The following is a 19,997-nucleotide window of genomic DNA, read 5'->3' as shown; positions in this document are numbered from 1 at the left end:
GGGGAGGGGATTTTTAGCGAGGGACCACCTAGCGGGTGACCACCTAGCGGGTGACCACCTAGCGGTTGATCACGTCGCCCAGGGCGAAGCCGGCGATGATGGTCTTCTGGATGTTGCTGGTCCCCTCGACGGTCCGCAGCGACATGGAGTCGCGCAGCCAGCGCTCTGCGGGGTACTCGGTGGAGAAGCCGTAGCTGCCGAAGATCTTCATGGTCTCGGTCGCCGCGTGCACCGCCGCCTCGGAGGCGAACAGCTTGGCCATGGAGGTCTGGTACTGGTTGGGAAGCCCCTGGTCCTTGAGCCAGGCCGCCTGGTACACCAGCAGCCGCGCCGCCTCGTGCTCGGCGACCATCTCGGCGATGGAGGCCTGGATCATCTGGTAGGAGCCGATCTTCTTGCCGAACTGGGTCCGCTCGTTGGCGTAGCCGATGGCCGCCTCGATGGCGCCGGCGCCGATGCCGAGAGCCCCCGCCGCGCAGCTGATGCGGGTGTTGTTCAACTGCCACATGCAGATCTGGAAGCCCTGCCCCACTTCGCCCAGCACCGAGTCCTTGGGGATCTTTGCCTGGTTGAAGGAGATCTCGCCGGTCGGGGCGCAGTGGAGACCCACCTTGCTCTCGATGGCGGCGGTGATGATCCCCTCGTTCCCCTTCAGGTTGATGATGAAGCAGGTGAGCCCCTTGTGCTTGGCGGCACGGTCCGTGACGGCGTAGAGGAGACCCCAGTCACCCACGTGGGCGTTGGAGATCCACATCTTCTGGCCGTTGATCTCCCAGTGGTCGCCGCGGTCGGTGGCGGTGGTCCCCATGCTCACCACGTCCGAGCCGGAGTTGGGCTCCGTGATGGCGAAAAAGCCGAAGGATTCCGCGCTGACCCAGTCCGGGATGAAGCGCTCCTTCTGCTCCTTGGTGCCGAACCTGTTCACGGTGAGGGCGGGGCCGATGTTCTGCATGTTGAGGGGAAGCCTGGAGGAGCCGCTCACGGTGGCGAGCTGTTCCGCCAGGATCACCGACTCGAGGAAGCCGCAGCCGTTGCCGCCGTATTCCTCCGGCAAACCGCAGCCGAAGAACCCGAGGGAGGCCATCTTTTTCACCAGTTCGGGACGGAAGGTGTGGTTGGCCTCGTCCTCTTTCAGGGTGGGAAGGATCTCCTTCTGGGCGAAGTCCCTCGCCATCTCCTGCATCATTTTCTGTTCATCCGTTAATCCGAACCGCATGACGACCTCCTTGGTTATTAAGTTTCTTGCTTGACTAGAATCTTCGACTCAATCCCCTCTCCCTCTGGGAGAGGGTGCCCGAAGGGCGGGTGAGGGAGAAGCCACGAAGTGACATTTTGCCTATTGCAACGCCCTCACCCTGGCCCTCTCCCAGAGGGAGAGGGTAAGTTCCCCGGCCCCTTGCGGGAGGGGGTCAGGGGGTCGGGGTAGATGCTACCGGAATTGCTCATGGCAGCTTCATTTCCCTCGCCTCCGGGGGTGGCCCGAAGGCCGGGTGGGGAGATCGCACCCCAACGAAAAGCACCCACCACCCCCCCGGAAGCAAGAGAAGCCTCGCTTTCCCTTCAGCCCAAATCCTTTAGCCACAGCTTCCCGAGCAGGAGCAGGAGCAGGCGCAACCGGCCTCCGGTGCCGCCTCCTCGGGCGGCGCGGCCAGCGCCTCGGTCAGCACGTAGGCCGCCTGCAGCGCGGAGGTCGGGCAGAGGGGGAAGCATTCCTTGCAGTCCCAGCATTCCTTGCCGGCGACGTCGGGGATGAAGCTGATCTCGCGCCGCGGGCCGCGATCGATGTAGCCGATGGCGTTCTTCTTTTTCACCTCGTTGCAGTACCTGACGCACAGGCCGCACAGGATGCAGAAGGAGGGATCCTTCTCGAAGCGGTCCCGGTCCGCGCCGTACTCCTCGGCCAGTTCCAGGAGCTGCGGCGCGTCCGGTGCGTGGGCCATCATCTGCTCCACCAGCACCTTGCGGATCTTGGCCAGCTTCTCGGTCCTGGTCTGCACCACCATCCCCTTTTCCGCGGGGTAGACGCAGGCCGCCACCAGCTGGTTTCTGCCGTTGGCCTCGGCCTCCACCGTGCAGATCCGGCAGGCGCCGTAGGGCTCCAGCTGGTCGTGGTGGCAAAGGGTCGGGATCCTGATCCCTACGGATTTGGCGGCCTCTACGATGGTCATCCCTTCCCTGGCGGTGACCTCTTTCCCATCTATCTGCAGGACGAATTCGCTCATGATGTGTTCCTTTCAGGGGCCGAAGCTAAGCCAGGGCCCGTTTTTCCTGCGGGACCGGGGCCGGCACCGGCACGCCGGAGAGCTTGTCGATGGCCTGGAAGGCCGCCGGGCAGGCCTCGATGCAGGTGCCGCACTTGGTGCACTTCTCCTGGTCGATGACGTGGATCGTCTTCTTGCCACCCTCGATGGCGTTGGCCGGGCACTTCCTCAAGCAGCTGCCGCACCCCTTGCACTTCTCCGGGGCGATGTGGAAGGCGATCAGCTCCTTGCAGGACAGGGCCGGGCAGCGCTTCTCCTTGATGTGGGCCTCGTACTCCTCGCGGAAGTACTTGAGCGTGGAGAGGACCGGGTTGGGGGCTGTCTTGCCGAGGGCACAGAGGGCCGCGCCCTGGGTCGCCATCGCCATGTTCTCGAGGAGCTCGATGTCCCCTTCCTTCCCTCTTCCCTGGGTGATGTCGGTCATCACCTTGAGCATCTGCCTGATCCCCTCGCGGCAGGGAACGCACTTGCCGCACGACTCGTCGCTCAAGAACTCGAGGAAGTAGCGGGCGATGTCGACGAGGCAGGTGTCCTCGTCCATGACGATCATGCCGCCCGAGCCCATCATGGCGCCCATCTTCATCAGTTCGTCGAAGTCCACCTTGACGTCGAGGAACTCCTCGGGGATGCAGCCGCCCGAAGGGCCGCCGGTCTGTACCGCCTTGAACTTCTTCCCCTTGGGGACGCCGCCGCCGATCTTGTAGATGATGTCGCGCAGCGGGATCCCCATCGGCACCTCGACGAGGCCGGTGTTGTTCACCTTGCCGACCAGCGAGAAGATCTTGGTCCCCTTGCTGCTCTCGGTGCCGACCGACGAGAAGTACTCCGCCCCCTCGTTGATGAGGACCGGGATGTTGGCCCAGGTCTCCACGTTGTTGATGTTGGTCGGCTTGCCCCAAAGCCCCTTGTTGGCCGGGAACGGCGGCCTCGACTTCGGCTCGCCCGGCTTGCCTTCGAGCGACGCCAGCAGCGAAGTCTCCTCGCCGCAGATGAAGGCGCCGGCGCCGCGGTGCACCTTGACGGTGAAGTCGAAGCCCGAGCCCATGATGTTCTTGCCCAGGAGCCCGCGCCTTTCCGCCTCTTTCATCGCGACGGAAAGGTTGTCGACGGCGAGCGGGTACTCCTGACGCACGTAGATGTAACCCTCGGTGGCGCCGATGGCGTAGGCCCCGATCATGAGCCCTTCGAGGACGGTGAAGGGGTTACCTTCCATGAGGGAGCGGTCCATGTACGCGCCCGGGTCGCCCTCGTCGCAGTTGACCACGACGTACTTCTGGTCTCCCGGCGCCTTTCTCGCGAACTCCCATTTCATGCCTGAGGGGAAGCCCGCGCCGCCGCGCCCTCTGAGCTTCGCCGCCTTCACCTCGCCGATCACCTCTTCCGGGGTCATCTCGAAGAGCGCCTTGGTGAGCGCCTTGTATCCCCCGACCGCCATGTAATCCTCCAGGCTCTTCGGGTCGATCTTGCGGTTCAGCCCCAGTATGAGGCGCTGCTGGTTCTTGTAGAAGGGGATGTCATGCTCGTAGCTCGACTTCTCCCCGGTGTTCGGGTCGACGTAGAGGAGCCTCTCGACGAGCTTCTTCTCCTTGAAGGTGTGGGAGACGATCTCGCAGATGTCCTCCGGTTTCACCTTCAGGTAGCAGATCCCCTCCGGGTAGATGACCACGATGGGACCCTGTTCGCAGAAGCCGTGACAACCGGTCCTTCTGATCTCGACCTGATCGGTGAGCCCGTGGTTCTCCAGTTCGGCGACGATGGCGGCCGCCACTTTCTCGCTTCCGGTGGCGTGGCAGGCGCTGCCGGAGCAGAGGGTGATGCAGGGCCTGTCGTCGCTGCGTTTCGACAGGATGCTCCTCCTGAACTCTTCCAATTCCGCTGGCGAATTTATCCTTGGCATAAGCGCCCCTTACTCGTAGTTTTTCAGCACGTCTGCCGCCTGTGCAGGCGCCACGTTGCCGTGATATTCACCGTCCACCACCATGACCGGCCCGAGGGCGCAGCACCCGAGACAGTTCACCGTCTCGAGGCTGAACTTCAGCTCCGCATCGGTCTCCCCCGCCTTGATGCCGGTTGCATCCGAGAGCACGTCCAGGACCTTCTGGGCGCCCCGCACGTGGCAGGCCGTCCCCATGCAGACATGGATCTGGTGGCGCCCCTTGGGAACCTGGCTGAACGCCTTGTAGAAGGTGGTGATGTGCTGGATCCGGTTCATCGGCACATCCAGCTTCTCGGCCACCCGGTCCAGCGCCTGCTTGGGAAGCCAGTGGTGCTCGGCCTGGATGTCCAAAAGGATCTGGATCAGCGAGCTCTGCTCGGCGTTGTGGTCGTCAATGATCTGGTCGATTCTCGTAATATCCATGCACATGGCAGCGGTCCTCTTTACCTTCGTTGTGACTACAGGGCCAGCGCGTAGCGCTTCTCCCCCTCGTCGTACCTCACCAATCCTTTTCGCGACGAATCCTTCAGGTGCCGGGAGACGTCCGCCGGGGCCAGGCCCAGGGCCTGGGCGATCTCCGCGCTGGTGAGCGGATTGTCCCTTAACAGCAGGGTCATCTGGCTTACCGCCAGCTTGTCCACCACCAGGTCCTCGAAGATCCGGTTCAGTTCGTCGCTTTGGAAGAACTGTGCGTACTCCTCCTCGGTCTTGAAGCGCTGCCTGAGCCGCTCGCGCTCGACCAGCTTCACGTAGGGGACCAGCCTGTTGGCGGCCTCCATCCTGATGGTCAGGGCGCCGGGGTCGATCCCCTCACCCTTGCCCAGAGGGCCCAGTTCCTTCAGCACCCGCCCGAAGTCGTTCATCACCTCGGCGTAGCGCATCCCCTCCGAGGCCGAGATCCACTCGAGCCTCAGGCGGTTCGGGTTCACCCCGATCTTCTCGAGGATCTTCTTCGCGATGTGCACGTTCTTCAGCACATCGTAGTTCCCCTCGGTGACGTAGTGGCACTCACCCGGCCAGCAGCCGCCGATGAACACCCCGTCCGCCCCCTTCTGGAAGGCCCGCAGCACGAACCCGATGTCCACGCGGCCGGTACACATCACCCTGATAATCTTGGTCTCTGTCGTATATTGCAGTCTGGAAACTCCAGCCAGGTCGGCAGCGCCGTACGCTCACCACGTGCACAGGAAACCGACGACCCTGGGCTTTTGCTCGATTCCGGTTGTCATTGTTACCTCCTTCCCAGGTTTGCCCTGGAGTTGTTCGTGAGATCTAGCCCCTGGCCGGCGGCAGCGCCGCGTCGATCTGGGCGAAGATCGCGTCGTCGGTGTAGTGCTTCAGGTAGATGGCGCGGGTCGGGCACTTGGCGTTGCACAGGCCGTCCCCCTTGCACAGGATCGGTTCCACGCGGGCCTTCTTCCCCTTGGGGGTGTCGGCGAAGCTGATCGCGCCGTACTTGCAGGCGGTGATGCAGGCGCCGCAGGAGACGCAGCTCGACTCGTCGACATCGCAGACCGAGCCGGAGGCGGTCACCGTCTCCCTGGAGAGGATCCCCACCGCGCGTCCCGCAGCACCCAGCGCCTGGCTGATGGTCTCGGTCAGGTGCTTGGGATAGTGGGCGGTGCCGCAGAGGAAGACGCCGTCGGCGCTGAAATCCACCGGCCTCAGCTTCACGTGGGCCTCCTGGAAGAAGCCGTCCGGGTTGTTGGAGACCTTGAACAGCTTCCCCGCCTCCTGGCTCGCCTCGGACGGGATCACCGCCGCCGCGAGCACCACGAGGTCCGCCTCCAGTTCCATCTTCTGCCCCAGCACCGGGTCGGGGACGGTCACCTTGAAGCCGGCGCCTTCCGCCTCAACCACCGGTTTCCCGTCCGCCTCGTAGCGGATGAACTTCACGTTCTGGTTGGCCGCCTCGCGGTAGTAGACCTCTTTCAGGCCGTAGGTGCGCATGTCGCGGAAGATGACCTGGACCTCCACCTCCGGGTTGATCTGCTTGAGCTTCAGGGCGTTCTTGATGGCCTGGTTGCAGCAGACCCGGCTGCAGTAGTTGCGGTCGGCCTGGCGGCAGCCGACGCACTGGATCATCACCACGCTCTGGGCCGCCTTGACCTTCTCGTCCCCCGCCGCGATGCGCTCTTCCAGTTCGAGCTGGGTCAGCACGTTCTCGCTCTCGCCGTAGAGGTACTCGGTCGGCTTGTACTCGGCGGCGCCGGTGGCGAGCACCGAGACCCCGTGTTTCACCTCGCGCACCCTCCCCTGAGAGAGCACGCGGGTGGTGAAGTTGCCGACGTAGCCGGAGACGTCCTCGATGGTCGCGTCGGTCCAGACGTGGATGGACGGGTGCCGGTACACCTTCTTCACCAGCTCGGCCAGGAAGGGCTGCACCTCGGTCCCCTCCAGGGTGTAGTGGAGGCGCCGCGCCATCCCCCCCAGGTCGTCGTCCTTCTCGACCAGGTAGACCTCGAACCCCTGCTCGGCCATGTTGAGGGAGGCGGTCATCCCCGCGACCCCGCCGCCGACGACCAGCGCGGTGTGGTCGACCGGGAGCTGGAATTCCTGCAAGGGCTCCAGGTGGGCGGCGCGGGCCACCGACATCCTCACGATCTCCTTCGCCTTTTCCGTCGCGTTCTCCTTCTCGCGGGAGTGGACCCAGGAGCAGTGCTCGCGGATGTTGGCGAACTCGAAGAAGTACTGGTTCAGCCCCGCCTCGCGGCAGGTGTCACGGAAGAGCGGCTCGTGCGTCCTAGGGGTGCAGGCGGCGAGCACCACGCGGTTCAGGCCCTTGGCGACGATGGCGTCGGAGATCTGCTTGGCGTTTTCCGTGGAGCAGGCGAAGAGGTTCTCGCCGGCCCAGGAGACGTTGGGGAGGGTCGCCGCGTACTCGATCACCTCGGGGATGTTGACCACGCGCCCGATGTTGGCGCCGCAGTAGCAGACCACGACCCCGATCTTCAGCTCCTCCTGCGAGACGTCCTTCTCGACCGGGTAGACCCTCTCGCGCTCCAGCTTGTGGCGCCGGTTGGAGAGGAGTTGGCCGACCAGGGCGTCGGCGCCGCTCGCGGTCACGACCGACTCCGGGATGTCCAGCGGCCCCTGGAAGGCGCCGGAGACGAAGATCCCCTTCCTGGAGGTCTCGATGGGGTTGTACGGGTTGTTCTTGCAGAACTTCTGGTCGGTGAGCTCGATGCCGAACTTCGCGGCCAGCGCCTCCACGTCCTTGGGCGGGTTCAGGCCCACCGAGAGGACCACCATGTCGAACTCCTCCTCCTTGACCCCCTGGTCGACGGTGGAGTAGCGGATGGTGACGTTCTTGCTGCTCTCGATCTCCCTCCCCACCGTGACGTAGCTCCTTATGAAGCGCACGTCGGAGAGCTTCTCGGCCCGCTGGTGGAAGCGCTCGAAATCCTTGCCGTAGGCGCGGACGTCGTTATGGAAGATGGTGGCCTGCAGGGTCGGGCTGTGGTCCTTGGCGAGGATCACCTGCTTCTGCGAGTAGGCGCAGCAGACGGCGGAGCAGTAGTTGTTGCCGCCCGGGGTGACCTGGCGCGAGCCGACGCACTGGATCCAGGCGATCTTGTGCGGGTGCTTCTTGTCGGAGGGGCGTAGCACCTCCCCTTCGTAGGGGCCGGTGGCGCAGAGGATCCTCTCGAAGTCGAGGCTGGTCACCACGTTCTGCATCCTGCCGTAGCCGAAGTCGCCCCTAAGTTTCGGGTCGAAGGTCGAGTAGCCGGGGGAGAGCAGGATGGCGCCCACCTCGATCTGGAAGGTCTCGGGCTTCTGGTGCAGGTCGATCGCGTTGGTCTTGCAGGCGCCGACGCAGATCTGGCACTTCCCTTCCTTCAGGTACAGGCAGGTCTCCGGGTCGACGTAGGTGACCAGCGGCACCGCCTGCGAGAAGTAGATGTGCACCGCCTTGTTCTCGGAGAGGTTCTGGTTGAACGGGTCCGGGATCTTGACCGGGCAGTAGTCCACGCAGATGTTGCACCCGGTGCACTTCTCCTCCGAGATGTACCTGGGCTTCTTGGTGAGGGTCACCTTGAAGTCGCCGGCCTCGCCTTCGACGCGGTCGACCTCGGTGTAGGTGATGATCTCGATGTTCGGGTTCCTCGAGCACTCGATGAACTTGGGGGACTCGATGCACATGGAACAGTCGTTGGTAGGGAAGGTCTTGTCCAGCTGGGACATCTTGCCGCCGAGCGCCGGGGACTTGTCCACCAGGAAGACCCTGAATCCTGAGTTGGCGAGATCGAGGGCGGCCTGAATGCCGCTGATCCCTCCGCCCACGATGAGTACGTCACCTATATTTCTCTCTGCGCTATTCATAGAAGTATCCTTCCCGTCAGGGTTTCTTGCCTCAGATCACCTCGGCGATGATCTCCGTCAGGTCCTTTACCTCCACCTTCTCGTGGTCGGCCAGGTCGAGGCTCGAGTCGGTGAAGTTGGTGATGCAGTAGGGACAGGAGGTGGCCAGCACCTCGGCCCCGGCCTGGACCGCCTGCCTGAGCCTTAAGTCGGCGAAGCGCTCCTCCTTGGGGGTCTCCATCCAGATCCTGCCGCCGCCACCGCCGCAGCAAAGCGCGGACTCGCGGTTGTCGGCCATCTCGGTGAACTCGAGCCCGGGGACCTTTTTCAGCACGTTCCTCGGTTCGTCGTAGACGCCGTTGTGGCGCCCGAGGTAGCAGGGGTCGTGGTAGGTGACCTTTTTGGCGAACTCGCCCTTGATGGTGAGCCTCCCGGTCTCGATCAGCTCCTCGATGAACTGGGAGATGAAGACCACCTCGAAGTTCACCATGAACTCCGGGTACTCGTTCTTGAAGGTGTGGTAGCAGTGCGGCGAGGAAACGATCACCTTCTTGACGCCGTTGTCGATGAAGGTCCTGATGTTTTCCTTGGCGAGTTTCTTGAAAAGCTCCTCGTTGCCGGTCTTTCTGATGCTTTCCCCGCAGCAGCTCTCCTTGGTGCCGAGGATGCCGAAGTTCACCCCCGCCTTGTTGAGGATGGTCGCGGTGGCCTGGGCCACCCTCCTCATCCTGGGGTCGTAGCTTAGGTAGCAGCCGGTGAAGTAGAGGGCTTCCATCCCCTCCTGGTACGGCTTCACCGGGAGGTCCTTCGCCCAGTCCCCCCTCTTGGCACGCTCACCGCCGATGGAGTTACCCTCGCTGGTGAGGCTCGCCACCACGTTCCTGATCGTGGCCACGTGACCGGGGTAGACGTCGTACTCGGCGCCCATGGCCCTGAGCGCCACCCCCGCCTCGATCTGGTTCACCCCCCTGGGGCAGCGGGAGGGACAGGTCCCGCAGGTGCTGCAGCGCCAGATCTCCTCCTGCTCGATCTCGGTGAGCCCGAAGACCCCCTGCCGCACCACCTTGCGCATGCTGAACTGCCGCACCCGGTTCCAGGGGCAGACCGAGTCGCACAGTCCGCACTGGTAGCAGTACTTGAGCGAGTCCCCCCCCTTCTCCTTGATGACATCTATGATCTCTTTGAATGGAGTCACGGTTTCCACGATGCACCGTCCTTTCGCGTCAGCGTCCTTTGGTAATCTGGGCAACGGTATCAAGGAGCTTGTCGGCGCCGAACCTTCTCGCCAGCGACTCCAGGCCTATCTCCAGTTCGCCCCGCTTGGTCTCCTCCGCGGGCTCCTCCACCTCCCTCTCCGTCACGGAGAGGGCCCCGACCAGGCACCACTTGACGCACAGGGGCTCGGGTTCGCCGTCGCAGAGGTCGCACTTCAGGGGGAGGCCGGAATCCGGTTCCCTAAACAGGTCGCGCGAGGGGCAGGAGGTCCGGCAGAAGCCGCACTCGTCGTACTCCTTGCCGTCGATGATGAACTTGTCGCGCCCCATGCACTCGCTCTCGGTGTAGTCGCCGGCGTAGAGCGGGATGTAGATGTCGCGCAGCGGATCGCGCACCACGCGCACCCGGGAGCGTGCCGGGTTGTTGCTGCTGTACCTGGGCGCCGCGTGGAAGGAGGAGCAGATCACCTCGCAGGCACGGCAGCCGTTGCATTTGTCCGCGTCGATGTTGATGGTCTTTACGGTTCTCTTCTTGGTCTCGGTGCTCACGGCTGTACCCCCCCGACGTTAAGTGTCTCCTGCTGGCGCGGCGCGCTGGCCGGCTGGGCTGAAGAGCCGCCGTACACGCCGGTCCGTTCAAACTCGGCGGCGACGTAGCCAAGCCCCAGATCCTCCAGGGTCTCCCTGGTCGGGATGCCGTCCTCGTTCCACCCTTTCAGCTGGTAGTACGAATCGAGGAGATTCTTCTCCAGCTCCGGGAACCTGTTCTTCCAGTGGTTCGCCGGCGGCTGCTCGTCCACCCTTCTCATGCCGCGGCGGATGTTGATCGCCCGCACCAGGGTGCGGTAGCGCTTGGCGGCCTTGGTGAGCTTCTCCTTGTCCATCTCGATGCCGGCCCCGGCGGAGATGAACTTCGGGTAGTTGTGGATGTGGTACGGCGGTTTGAGCGGGAAGGAGGAGAGCCCGGCGCACTGGCCGAGGGCGTCGTCGATGTAGTGCATCATCTCCTGCCAGTCGACGATGTCGCAGCACATGTCCACGGTCGGGAAGTTGGGCATCGACTTTTCGCCGCGCGGCTCCCACTGCAGGAAGATGTCCTTGAACTTGTCGTCCGGGACCTGGATCCAGTCCTTCACGAAGGCCTCGCGCTGCTCCACCGTCGGGTAGGGCGCCTGCGGGAACTGACCCTCGATCTGGGTGATGTTGATCTTCTCCCCGGTGCAGTACATCAGGTAGTAGATGGGGTTCAGCATGGAGAGCTTCAGCGGAAGCTGCTCGTGCTTCTTGATGTTGTTGTGGGCGAAGTCGTGGGCGCCGTTGCCGATCTTCTCGGCCGCCCAGTAGGTGCCGTCGGCCAGGATGTCGCCGATGCCGTCGCGGTTGACGATCTTGTCCAGGAGGTAGAAGAACTTACCCTCGTTGTCCTCGGGCATGCCGGGGAAGTCGCTCTGCTTCAGGATCCCCTTTTCCAGGAGCTCCAGGGCGAAGGCCATCACCTGCGGGGCGGAGAAGCCGTCCAAGCCGTACTCGGTCGCCTTCTGCGCGATCCTCAGGCCGAAGTCGAGGTCGGAGTAGGCGGCCATGGTGTAGGTGAGCTTGGTGAAGCACTTCATCATGTAGGTGGGAAGCCCCTCCATGGAGATGGTGGCGCCGCACTTCATGGGACAGTTGTAGCAGCTGATGAGCCTGGTCCTCGCCTTCTCCATGGTCTCGGCCCAGGCGTGGTCCACCTCCTCGGTCCAGAAGTCCTTGCGGCGGGTGCGGGCGTTGCCCCAGTTGAAGTTCTCGGTGTGCCACTTCTCGTCGTGGACCTTCATCTCCTGCGGGCTCCCCAGTCCGGCCAGGATCGGCATCACGTCCGGAATCGGGTTCTCCTCGCGGTGCTTGATGTAGTCGAGCACGTCGCTGCAGAGGTCCATGTACTCCTGGGGTTTGGCGACCACGACGTCCTTGGTGCCGCGCACCACCACCGCCTTGACCCTCTTGTCCCCCATCACCGCGCCGATGCCGCCGCGCGAGGCGGAGGAGCGACCCTGCTCGATGGAGGCGTAGAAGACCCGGTTCTCACCGGCCAGGCCGATGGCGGCCACCTGGGCCCGGGGCTCGTTCAGCTCCTTCTTGATGATCTCCGCGGTCTCGATGGCCCCCTTCCCCTTCAGGTGGGAGGCGTCGCGGATCTCGACCTTGTCGTTGTTGATGTAGAGATAGACGAGCTTTTCCGACTTGCCGCGCAGCACCACCTTGTCGTACCCCGCGTACTTCAGTTCCGGCGCCCAGAAGCCCCCCATCATCGAGAAGGCCATCAGCCTCGTCTGCGGGGAGATGGTGGAGACGATGGTGCGGTTGCAGCCGGTGGCCGGCGTCCCGCACAGAAGGCCGGCGGCGAAGATCAGAAGGTTGTCCGGCGAAAAGGGCTCGACATCGGCGGGGACCCTGTCCCACAGCATCTTGGCGTTGGTGCCCAGACCGCCGAGGTAGAGCTCGGTATCCCTCGGGTCGGTCGCCACCCTCTCGATGTTCCCCTTAGTAAGGTCGACTTCCAGCACATATCCTGTCTCTGCGTACCTCATAGTGTTACCCCTTGGTTATTGTCTTGAGTTCGGACTCCGACGTTCGGGACCGGTGCTGCCGGGCCTTTCCTACCTGGCCGCCTGCGGCATGAGGCTGTCGACCAGTTCCTCGGTCCACGGCGTGCCGACGGCGAGGCCCTGGCGCAGCTTGACGAAGTCGATCTCGCGGCCGGTCTCCTTGGTCCCCTCGTTGAAGGCCCTGAAGCCGGTCCTCGCCTCGTTCATCATGTTGAGCGCGAGCCACGCCCTGGAGTTCTCCTTGTTCTGGTTCCAGGCGTTCAGCTTGGGCTTTCTCAGCTCCTCGAGGCTCTTGGTCATGCACTCGGGGAAGGTGTCCAGCAGCTTCGCGCAGAGTTCCTCGACCTTCTGGTCCAGCAGGGAGAGATCGATCTCGCCTTCCTTGATCATCGCCTGCCCTTCCTTGAACTGGGTGCCGGTCCTGAACTCGCCGTGGACGACGCGGCCGTACTCGTCGAGGAAGCGGTCGGTGACGACGGTCGGGTTGGCGACGAACTTGCCGCCTACCTTGAGCGCCGGGACCACGTCGGCGATGATGCCCAGGCGCGCCGCCTTGTGCGCCGAGAACGGCTCGCACAGCGTTCCGGAGACCATGGCCTGCTCGCAGCCGATCATGACCGGGAGGAAGTCGGTGGCGCCGCCGATGGCCGCCGAGCCGTGCTTGGGACCGGCCTGGCCGAAGTTGGCCAGGTCGTGCGCGACGGAGAAGTCGCAGGCCATGCCGATCTCCTGGCCGCCGCCGATCCTCATGCCGTTGACGCGGCAGATGACCGGCTTGTCACAGCCGAGGATCGCGGAAACCATGTCGTTGAAAAGGCGCATGTACTGGCGGTATTCCTGCGGGTTGCCGGCGTAGTACTCGGCGTACTCCTTGGTGTTGCCGCCGGTGCAGAACGCCTTCTCCCCCACCCCGGTGAAGACCACCGCGTTCACCTGGCGGTCGGCGGAGGCGCGGCGGAAGGCGAGGATGGTGGCCTTGACCATGTCGGTGGTGTAGGAGTTGAACTGCTTGGGGTTGTTGAAGATGATCCAGGCGTTGTAGAGGCCGTCCACCGTGCTGCCGTCGCGACGCTTGGCGGGCCTTTTCTCGTACTGCACCATGCCGTCGCACAGGCTCTCCACCTCGCGGTCGATGAGGTTGTGGTCGATGAGATGGGACGGTGCGGTTCTCTTTATGATTTCGTCTGTAGTTGCCACGGCTTCCCCCTTTGCTTGTCTGTTTGTGGGCTTCCGCCCTTTTGTTGTATTACGGTACTGTAATACGATTATTGGGTTAAAAAAAAGAATCGGTGTTTTAAGAAAAGACGATATTGTCCAGATCGATGTAACCGGCGTGGTCAACCACCACACCCGGAGCGCCTGCCTTGAGCATCTCGCGCACGTCTTGCGGGATCCCCTTCTTCTCCATGGTCTGGGCGTCGACCAGGACCCGGACCGTGTCCGCCGAGGCGATCACATCGGGTGAGCCCGCGATGCGGAAGTCGGTCGTTATGGTGACCGAGCTGCGACCGAGCTGCTTCACGGCCACCGACACCTCCAGCACCTCGTCGTAGCGGGCCGGCGCATGCCACTTCATTTCCTGCTTGACCACCTTGTAATCGAGGTCCCCGTGCAGCAGGTCCCTCCCCTCCAGGGCGCGGAGGAATTCGGTGGTGGCCACGCTGACGTAGTTGCCATAGGTCGCGTTATAGACCACCTTCTGCGCATCGCACTCGTAGTAGCGCACCCTCATGTAGTAACGGAACATGTCGTTCATGGGAAACCTCCCTCTGCCGCCCTCCCGGTTACGGGAGCTTCGGCAGCGGCGCCACCTGCAAGCCGGCGGCGTCTACCATTTAACAGAACAGCGTTACATGGCTAAATTGGTATCACTATACCGATTTAGTGTCAACACTTTTTTAGCATCGGGCCGTTATTATTTTCCAGCACTTGCCAGACTGCGGCATTTATGGTACTAATTTACCACTTTAACAGTCCCCGTACCCTGGGGCCCATTTACCCGAGCGGCGTCCGGCTTGGCCATAGAGCCGGCGGCCTGCGCGAGCGAGAACAACATGAATCAGCAGATCACCATCGAGGACGCGGTCCAGGGGGACCTGGAAGCGGTCATCGCCCTGGACCGGGCGGGACTCAAGGAAGACAAGATCGGCTACTGGCGCGGCGTATTCCAGCGCTATGTCGAGAGCGGACGCACCGACCGGGTGTTCCTGGTCGCCAAACAGGGGGGCACGCCGGTAGGTTTCATTATCGGCGAGGTCCGTGCCTGGGAGTTCGGTTCCCCTCCCTGTGGCTGGGTCTTCGCCCTCACCGTTTCCCCTTCCGTCCGCGAAGGAGGCATCGGCAAGAAGATGTTCGACGAGATCTGTCAGAGGCTCAAACAAGCCGGCGTCTCCACCGTCCGTACCATGGTGGACATCGACAGCAAGCTCACCCTCTCCTTCTTCCGCGGCATGGGGATGCGCACCGGCCGCTACATCGAACTGGAAAAGCAAATCGACTGAGGGGGCCCTGCGCCCTACTGGAGCGAGCACATCATGAAGCTGAACAAGGCAAGCCTCTTCGCGCTGATCTCGGTGCTGGAACTGGCGAGCGAACCCGAGAGGCAACTTTCCACCGCCGATATCGCCGACAAGTACGGCATTTCTTCGCACCACCTGGCCAAGGTGATGCGTAACCTGGTGCACGAAGGTGTGGTGCAGGCGATGCGCGGTGTAGGAGGCGGCTACCGCTTCGCCGGCAACGTCAACCGCACCACCCTCTTGGACATCATCAAGCTCTTCGAGACGATGGAATCCGACCTCGACATGCCGCACTGGAACAAGGCCGCCGATCCCGTCGTCGAGGAGTTGCAGGCGATCACCAACGAGATCGATACCGTCACCCGCGCCATCCTCGACACCATCACCCTCGCAACCGCCCTCAAGAACACCCGCCTGCGCGCCGAACTCGCCGCGCAGAAGGAAGCGCCCAAGGGGTGACGGCCCGTCTACAGACACGCGCTTAACATTACACTCCGCCATTGACCCACGACGTCGAATCAACGAGGACGCGTCCCTCCCCCCGGAGGGGGGAGGCTAGGAGGGGGGAAGCCGGAGAGAGCTGCTCCCCCTCCCTAACCCTCCCCCTCCGGGGGCGGGGACGCGTCGGCACTTCTGAAGATATGCCTTCCTCCAGAAGAGAGATCTCCCACTTCTCCACCGTCCGCTAAATCCTGTTCATCCTCCGCGCCGCCTCCATCAGTTCGCCGCGGAAATCCGGATGCGCCACGTTGATCAGGTTCATCGCGCGCTGCTTGGCGGTCTGCCCGCGCAGCTTCGCCACGCCGAACTCGGTGACCACGTGGTCGACGTCGTTCTTGCTGGTGGTTATCGAGGCCCCCGGGGTGAGCGTCGGCACGATGCAGGAGATGGTGCCGTTCTTCGCGGTCGAGGCCGTGGTGATGAACGCCTTGCCGCCGCGCGAACGGTTGGCGCCGCGGGCGAAGTCCGCCTGGCCGCCGGTCCCGCTCCACTGCAGGTGCCCGAAGGACTCGGAACAGCACTGCCCCAGCAGGTCCACCTGGATGGTGGCGTTGATGGCCACCACGTTGTCGATGGAGCCGATGACGGCCGGGTCGTTCACGTAGTCGACCGGGTGCATCTCGATCATCGGGTTCTCGTTCATGAAGTCGAAGAGCCGCTTGGTCCCCAGGGCGAAGGTCGCCAGCGCCTTGCCGCGATGGATGTTCTTCCTGGAGTTGTTCACGGCACCGGCCAGCATCAGGTCCACGATGCCGTCGGACATGAGTTCGGTGTGGATCCCCAGATCCTTCTTGCTGAGGAGCGCCTTGGTGACCGCGTTGGGGATCCCCCCCCACCCCAGCTGCAGGCACGACCCGTCCGGGATCATCTCGGCGAGATGGGCGCCAATGGCCTCCTCGACCGGGGAGATCTCCGGTATCTGCAGCTCCTTGAGCGGCTCGTTGCACTCCACGATGTGATCCACCTCGGAGATGTGGATGTGGCAGTTGCCGTGGGTGCGCGGGGCGTGCGGATTGACCTGCACCACCACCTTCTGCGCCTTCTTCACCGCCTCCATGGTGTAGCCGACCGAGAGGCTGCAGGTGAAGTAGCCGAACTCGTCCATCGGCGACACCACCGTCCCCGCCACGTCCACCGGCCAGTATTCCCTCAGGAGCTTGGGGACCTCGTGGAAGTGGTTCGGGACGAAATCCGCCCACCCCTTCTGCACCGCCTCGCGCGATACGTGGCTGGTGAACCAGGCGTTCACCTTGATATGCGGCACGGAGTCCTCGGTGAAATAGTCGGGACACAGGTGATGCTGCTGGTTCACCACCACCCCCTCCAGCTCGCGCTTGCGCGCCGCCAGCGCCTTCACGAAGAGGGTCGGCTCGCCGACTCCGAGCGGGAAACACAGGTGATCCCCCGATTTGACAATCGAGGCTGCTTCAGCGGGGGTACAGAGTTTCTGCCGGTATTCCTGTTCAAAATTGCTTTTTGCCAGAGCGATACTCTTCACGGGTGGCTCCTCCATCCTTTAGGGTTGAACGTCCTGACGACAGGCTCGTGTTTGTAGGACAGGTAAAGCAACCCTGATACCAAAAAAGACTTTCTTTTGACAAAAGTCATGGAAGCGCGCGCAAGTATTTGTAAATGATCAAAACACTGTTCTCATTTTCTGGAAAGTCGAAAAGAGACGTCGGGAAGCCCCTGTCAACAACCGTTGACACAAGGAGGCGACACTATCAAATACCTGATAGGATTTCAGCCGCTTAGCAACTGACGCGTAGCGTATACAAAGTGTTTACAGTGGTGTGACAACAACGCTCGCCCAAATGGTGCCCGCTGAACCAATCCCTGGCAAAGGAAGTTCACCGGGCCCTAGCAAAACATCGTTAACGTGAAGCGGGCGATAATGGCGTGAAACGAACGAGCAAAAGATGAAGGGAAGGATGTAGGAAGAACAGGGAAGGATGCAGGAAAATCAGGTATCTTCGCCGGGGCCGGATTCGTACTTGTGCAGTTTCTTGTAGAGCCACTGCCGGGAAATGCCCAGCAGGTCGGCGGCATGGAGCTTGTTCCCCTTGCTCACCTCCAGGGCTGTTTCCAACAGGAGGTGCTCGAACTCGTCCACTATCTCGGCCAGGGACTTGGCCCCCAAGCGCTGGTGAATGTAACCGCCTATGTCCTGTGCGGCGGATGCCTCGGCGGCCGAGGAGTCGTGCATCCGAGATAGCTGTTCGGGGAGATGATCACGCAGGATGAGAGGGCCGGTGACCAGGTTGAACGCGCTTTCGATGACGTTGCGCAGTTCCCGGACGTTGCCGGGCCAGTCATAGCGCATGATGATTTCCCTCGCCTCGAGGCTCAGCGCCTGCACCTCCAGGCCGAATTCCTCGTTGAACTGGTGGATGAAGTTCATGACCAGGGGACGAATGTCCTCCTTGCGCTCCCTGAGCGAGGGGATGCTGAGCGTCACCACCTTCAGGCGGTAGTACAGGTCCTGCCGGAACTTCCCCTCGCGGACCAGGTGCTCAAGGTTGCAGTTGGTCGCGGCGACCACCCTGACGTCGACCATCTTGGGAGCACCCCCGCCAAGCGGCGTGAGTTCCCTCTCCTGCAGAACGCGCAGCATCTTCGCCTGCATGTAGAGCGGCATGTCGCCGATCTCGTCCAGGAAGATCGTTCCCAGGTGCGCCTGCTCGAATTTTCCAAGCTGCCCACCCTTGCGGGCCCCGGTGAAGGCCCCCTCGGAATAGCCGAACAGCTCCGATTCCAGCAGGTGTTCCGGGATGGCGGCGCAGTTCACCTTGACGAACTGGGCGTAGCGCCGGTTGCTGGCGGCGTGGATGGCATGGGCGAAGAGCTCCTTGCCGGTGCCGCTTTCCCCCAGCAGAAGAACATTTGAATTCTTCCCGGCGACGCGCAGCAGGGATTCCTTCAGGTCGAGGATCTTCTTGCTCTGCCCGACGATGCTGTTGACGTCGTAGCGCGAACTCGTTTCTTTCCTGGTGACGCTCCCGGCCAGGGCCCGCGTCTCGGGTGCCGTCTGCAGCCGGTTCGCGATCAGGGTGATCTCGCGGATGTCCTTGAAGAGGATCTTGCCGATCCCCCCCACCACCTTCCCGTTCTTCTGGATCGGGTAGAGGGAGGCGTACACCTGTTTGCCGTTGATGTAGTGGGTGATGCCGACCTGCGGGGTCTCGGTCTCCATCACGGCGGGAAGGCGCGAGGGTTGCGAGTTGAGGTAGGCCTCGTTCAGGTGTTTGCCGATCATGGCGTGGGGGGTGGTGTCGAGGAGATCTGCGAATGCCTGATTGACCATGACGATGATGCCGGCGCGGTCGCAGATGACGATGCCGTCGTAGTTGAGATCGAGGTAGGCGCCGGCGGACTGCAGCAATTCCTTCAGGTCGACCTGGCAGTCAAGGGCCTCGGGTAGAACGCGCTGCAGCGAGAGTACGCCTCCAACGACCTGGTCCGATTCCACGGTAGGGAGGTAGTCACACAGGATCCGACGACCGCTGACTTCAATCGGTTGCCCGTTGAAGACAGTGCCGCTCTTCATGTAGGCGCCCAACTCCGCCAGGTCGGCGATCTCGTCCAGCCTCCGCCCCAGGAGCGTATGCGGAGCCGCCCCGAGAAGGGTCCCGGCGGCCTCGTCCAGGGAGACGATGCAGAGTTCGGCGTCCAGATGCAGGATCCCCGAAGAGTTCCCGTCGTTCGCGGCCTTCACTGCTGCCGGTCCGGCTATTTCTGTGGCCTGGTCCATGGTCTCACCTTTCGCTTGTGCCCCCGGGAAGATGAAAGGTCAGCCGTCGTCGCGGAAACCGCATCGGTCAACCCCGGTTGATTGTGTATACGAGATATCTTCAACCGCTGTCAACCTTCTTGATGTTACGGGGTTTCCGATCCCACCACGTCCAGACGGTCCGGATGAGAATAAACCTCGAACCGCTCGGCCTTCACGTACCCTATAAGCGTGATCCCCGCCTCCCCGGCCATTTGCACCGCGGTTGAGGTCGGAGAAGTGCGCGAGGCGACCAGGCCGATACCGAGCAGCGCAGCCTTCGCCACCAGTTCGGTCGAGATCCGTCCCGAGGTGACCAGCATCATCCCCGCCAGGTCGATCCCCTTGAGGAGGGCCTCGCCGGCGATCCTGTCGATGGTGTTGTGCCTCCCGAGGTCCTCGGAGAAAAGCGCCACACCGCCGTGCCCCACGGCGGCCGAGTGGATGCCGCCATGGGTTGCGTAGCCATCCGCCTTTTGCGCCAGCGCATCCATCATGGTAAAGACATCCGCCGGGAGGTAGCCTTTGGTGCGGGTCTGGTCCGGGCGCATGCGGCGGGCCTGGGGGATGGTGAAGCTGATTCCCGTGCCGCACCCCGACGTCAGCACCGGTTTGAGGCTCTCCGGCAGTTCCCCCTTGATCTGCACCTTGGCCATGCCGAAGTCGTTGCAGACCGAGAGAAGGTAAAAATCCTCCGCCCGCTCAACCAGCCCCTGCATGCGCAGGAACCCCGCCACCAGGAACCGGAGGTCGTGCGGAGAAGCGATCAAGGTTGCCAGTTCCCTGCCGTTCACGTTGAGAACCACCGGGACCTCCTCGACCACCTCGCGCTCCCGTGCCGACAACGTTCCCTTTTCATACCTGTAGACCCAGCTCATGACTCCTCCGCTCCAGTTTTTCCTGGTTG

Annotated in this window: 16 protein-coding genes; 2 read left to right on the top strand and 14 right to left on the bottom strand. The window is 62.9% G+C overall.

The genetic code is table 11. From position 1 onward, the window contains the following. Nucleotides 1-58: 58 nt before the first annotated feature. From JFN91_RS04860 to JFN91_RS04810, 11 genes are all read right to left on the bottom strand, one after another. Nucleotides 59-1,216: an acyl-CoA dehydrogenase family protein gene (locus JFN91_RS04860; protein ID WP_199388070.1), complete on the bottom strand. Its 1,158-nt coding sequence runs from the start codon at nt 1,214-1,216 to the stop codon at nt 59-61. A 358-nt stretch (nt 1,217-1,574) separates the two neighbouring features. Beyond that, entirely contained in the window at nt 1,575-2,222 is a 648-nt protein-coding gene (locus JFN91_RS04855; RefSeq protein ID WP_199388069.1) for a 2Fe-2S iron-sulfur cluster-binding protein, read from the bottom strand. Between the two features lie 25 nt (nt 2,223-2,247). Then, the gene (gene nuoF, locus JFN91_RS04850) at nt 2,248-4,158 is read right to left on the bottom strand and encodes an NADH-quinone oxidoreductase subunit NuoF (RefSeq protein WP_199388068.1); all 1,911 of its coding nucleotides are present in this window, start codon (nt 4,156-4,158) and stop codon (nt 2,248-2,250) included. 9 nt (nt 4,159-4,167) lie between these two features. Further along, nucleotides 4,168-4,620: a complex I 24 kDa subunit family protein gene (locus JFN91_RS04845; RefSeq protein WP_199388067.1), complete on the bottom strand. Its 453-nt coding sequence runs from the start codon at nt 4,618-4,620 to the stop codon at nt 4,168-4,170. Between the two features lie 35 nt (nt 4,621-4,655). Continuing rightward, entirely contained in the window at nt 4,656-5,426 is a 771-nt protein-coding gene (locus JFN91_RS04840; RefSeq protein ID WP_199388066.1) for a hydrogenase iron-sulfur subunit, read from the bottom strand. A gap of 43 nt (nt 5,427-5,469) precedes the next feature. Further along, the gene (locus JFN91_RS04835) at nt 5,470-8,520 is read right to left on the bottom strand and encodes a CoB--CoM heterodisulfide reductase iron-sulfur subunit A family protein (RefSeq protein WP_199388065.1); all 3,051 of its coding nucleotides are present in this window, start codon (nt 8,518-8,520) and stop codon (nt 5,470-5,472) included. A 31-nt stretch (nt 8,521-8,551) separates the two neighbouring features. Further along, on the bottom strand, nt 8,552-9,703 hold the full coding sequence (locus JFN91_RS04830) for a (Fe-S)-binding protein (protein ID WP_199388064.1): 1,152 nt from the start codon (nt 9,701-9,703) through the stop codon (nt 8,552-8,554). A 19-nt stretch (nt 9,704-9,722) separates the two neighbouring features. Continuing rightward, nucleotides 9,723-10,262 (bottom strand): 4Fe-4S dicluster domain-containing protein, encoded by a 540-nt coding sequence (locus JFN91_RS04825; protein WP_199388063.1) that lies wholly within the window; start codon nt 10,260-10,262, stop codon nt 9,723-9,725. Continuing rightward, the gene (locus JFN91_RS04820) at nt 10,259-12,283 is read right to left on the bottom strand and encodes an aldehyde ferredoxin oxidoreductase family protein (protein WP_199388062.1); all 2,025 of its coding nucleotides are present in this window, start codon (nt 12,281-12,283) and stop codon (nt 10,259-10,261) included. The genes JFN91_RS04825 and JFN91_RS04820 overlap by 4 nt, the downstream gene beginning before the upstream one ends. A 69-nt stretch (nt 12,284-12,352) precedes the next feature. Next, on the bottom strand, nt 12,353-13,498 hold the full coding sequence (gene oah, locus JFN91_RS04815) for a 6-oxocyclohex-1-ene-1-carbonyl-CoA hydratase (RefSeq protein ID WP_199388061.1): 1,146 nt from the start codon (nt 13,496-13,498) through the stop codon (nt 12,353-12,355). Nucleotides 13,499-13,595: 97 nt separating this feature from the next. Next, nucleotides 13,596-14,057 carry an acyl-CoA thioesterase gene (locus tag JFN91_RS04810; protein ID WP_199388060.1) on the bottom strand — a complete coding sequence of 154 codons (462 nt, stop codon included), beginning with the start codon at nt 14,055-14,057 and terminating at the stop codon, nt 13,596-13,598. Nucleotides 14,058-14,355: 298 nt separating this feature from the next. Here JFN91_RS04810 and JFN91_RS04805 point away from each other — a divergent pair, with 298 nt between their 5' ends. Further along, the gene (locus JFN91_RS04805; RefSeq protein WP_199388059.1) at nt 14,356-14,802 is read left to right on the top strand and encodes a GNAT family N-acetyltransferase; all 447 of its coding nucleotides are present in this window, start codon (nt 14,356-14,358) and stop codon (nt 14,800-14,802) included. A 33-nt stretch (nt 14,803-14,835) separates the two neighbouring features. Further along, nucleotides 14,836-15,279, top strand: coding sequence for an Rrf2 family transcriptional regulator (locus tag JFN91_RS04800; RefSeq protein ID WP_199388058.1), 444 nt, complete (start codon nt 14,836-14,838; stop codon nt 15,277-15,279). Nucleotides 15,280-15,505: 226 nt separating this feature from the next. Here JFN91_RS04800 and JFN91_RS04795 read toward each other — a convergent pair whose 3' ends face one another. From JFN91_RS04795 to fdhD, 3 genes are all read right to left on the bottom strand, one after another. Then, entirely contained in the window at nt 15,506-16,819 is a 1,314-nt protein-coding gene (locus JFN91_RS04795; protein ID WP_199388057.1) for an acetyl-CoA hydrolase/transferase family protein, read from the bottom strand. Between the two features lie 465 nt (nt 16,820-17,284). Beyond that, on the bottom strand, nt 17,285-19,072 hold the full coding sequence (locus JFN91_RS04790; protein WP_199388056.1) for a sigma-54 interaction domain-containing protein: 1,788 nt from the start codon (nt 19,070-19,072) through the stop codon (nt 17,285-17,287). 125 nt (nt 19,073-19,197) lie between these two features. Next, the gene (gene fdhD, locus JFN91_RS04785) at nt 19,198-19,968 is read right to left on the bottom strand and encodes a formate dehydrogenase accessory sulfurtransferase FdhD (protein WP_199388055.1); all 771 of its coding nucleotides are present in this window, start codon (nt 19,966-19,968) and stop codon (nt 19,198-19,200) included. Between the last annotated feature and the right edge of the window lie 29 nt (nt 19,969-19,997).

Source organism: Geomonas anaerohicana (assembly GCF_016458305.1).
In the GTDB taxonomy this organism is placed as follows: domain Bacteria; phylum Desulfobacterota; class Desulfuromonadia; order Geobacterales; family Geobacteraceae; genus Geomonas; species Geomonas anaerohicana.
The sequence above is the reverse complement of the archived record's forward strand: the minus strand, read 5'-3'. Positions and strand labels throughout refer to the sequence as shown.

Bases quoted from the DNA above. Each gene is read 5' to 3' on its own strand.
- JFN91_RS04860 (WP_199388070.1), bottom strand. From the start codon at position 1,216: ATGCGGTTCGGATTAACGGATGAACAGAAAATGATGCAGGAGATGGCG.
- JFN91_RS04855 (WP_199388069.1), bottom strand. From the start codon at position 2,222: ATGAGCGAATTCGTCCTGCAGATAGATGGGAAAGAGGTCACCGCCAGG.
- nuoF (WP_199388068.1), bottom strand. From the start codon at position 4,158: ATGCCAAGGATAAATTCGCCAGCGGAATTGGAAGAGTTCAGGAGGAGC.
- JFN91_RS04845 (WP_199388067.1), bottom strand. From the start codon at position 4,620: ATGGATATTACGAGAATCGACCAGATCATTGACGACCACAACGCCGAG.
- JFN91_RS04835 (WP_199388065.1), bottom strand. From the start codon at position 8,520: ATGAATAGCGCAGAGAGAAATATAGGTGACGTACTCATCGTGGGCGGA.
- JFN91_RS04820 (WP_199388062.1), bottom strand. From the start codon at position 12,283: ATGAGGTACGCAGAGACAGGATATGTGCTGGAAGTCGACCTTACTAAG.
- JFN91_RS04810 (WP_199388060.1), bottom strand. From the start codon at position 14,057: ATGAACGACATGTTCCGTTACTACATGAGGGTGCGCTACTACGAGTGC.
- JFN91_RS04805 (WP_199388059.1), top strand. From the start codon at position 14,356: ATGAATCAGCAGATCACCATCGAGGACGCGGTCCAGGGGGACCTGGAA.
- JFN91_RS04800 (WP_199388058.1), top strand. From the start codon at position 14,836: ATGAAGCTGAACAAGGCAAGCCTCTTCGCGCTGATCTCGGTGCTGGAA.
- JFN91_RS04790 (WP_199388056.1), bottom strand. From the start codon at position 19,072: ATGGACCAGGCCACAGAAATAGCCGGACCGGCAGCAGTGAAGGCCGCG.
- fdhD (WP_199388055.1), bottom strand. From the start codon at position 19,968: ATGAGCTGGGTCTACAGGTATGAAAAGGGAACGTTGTCGGCACGGGAG.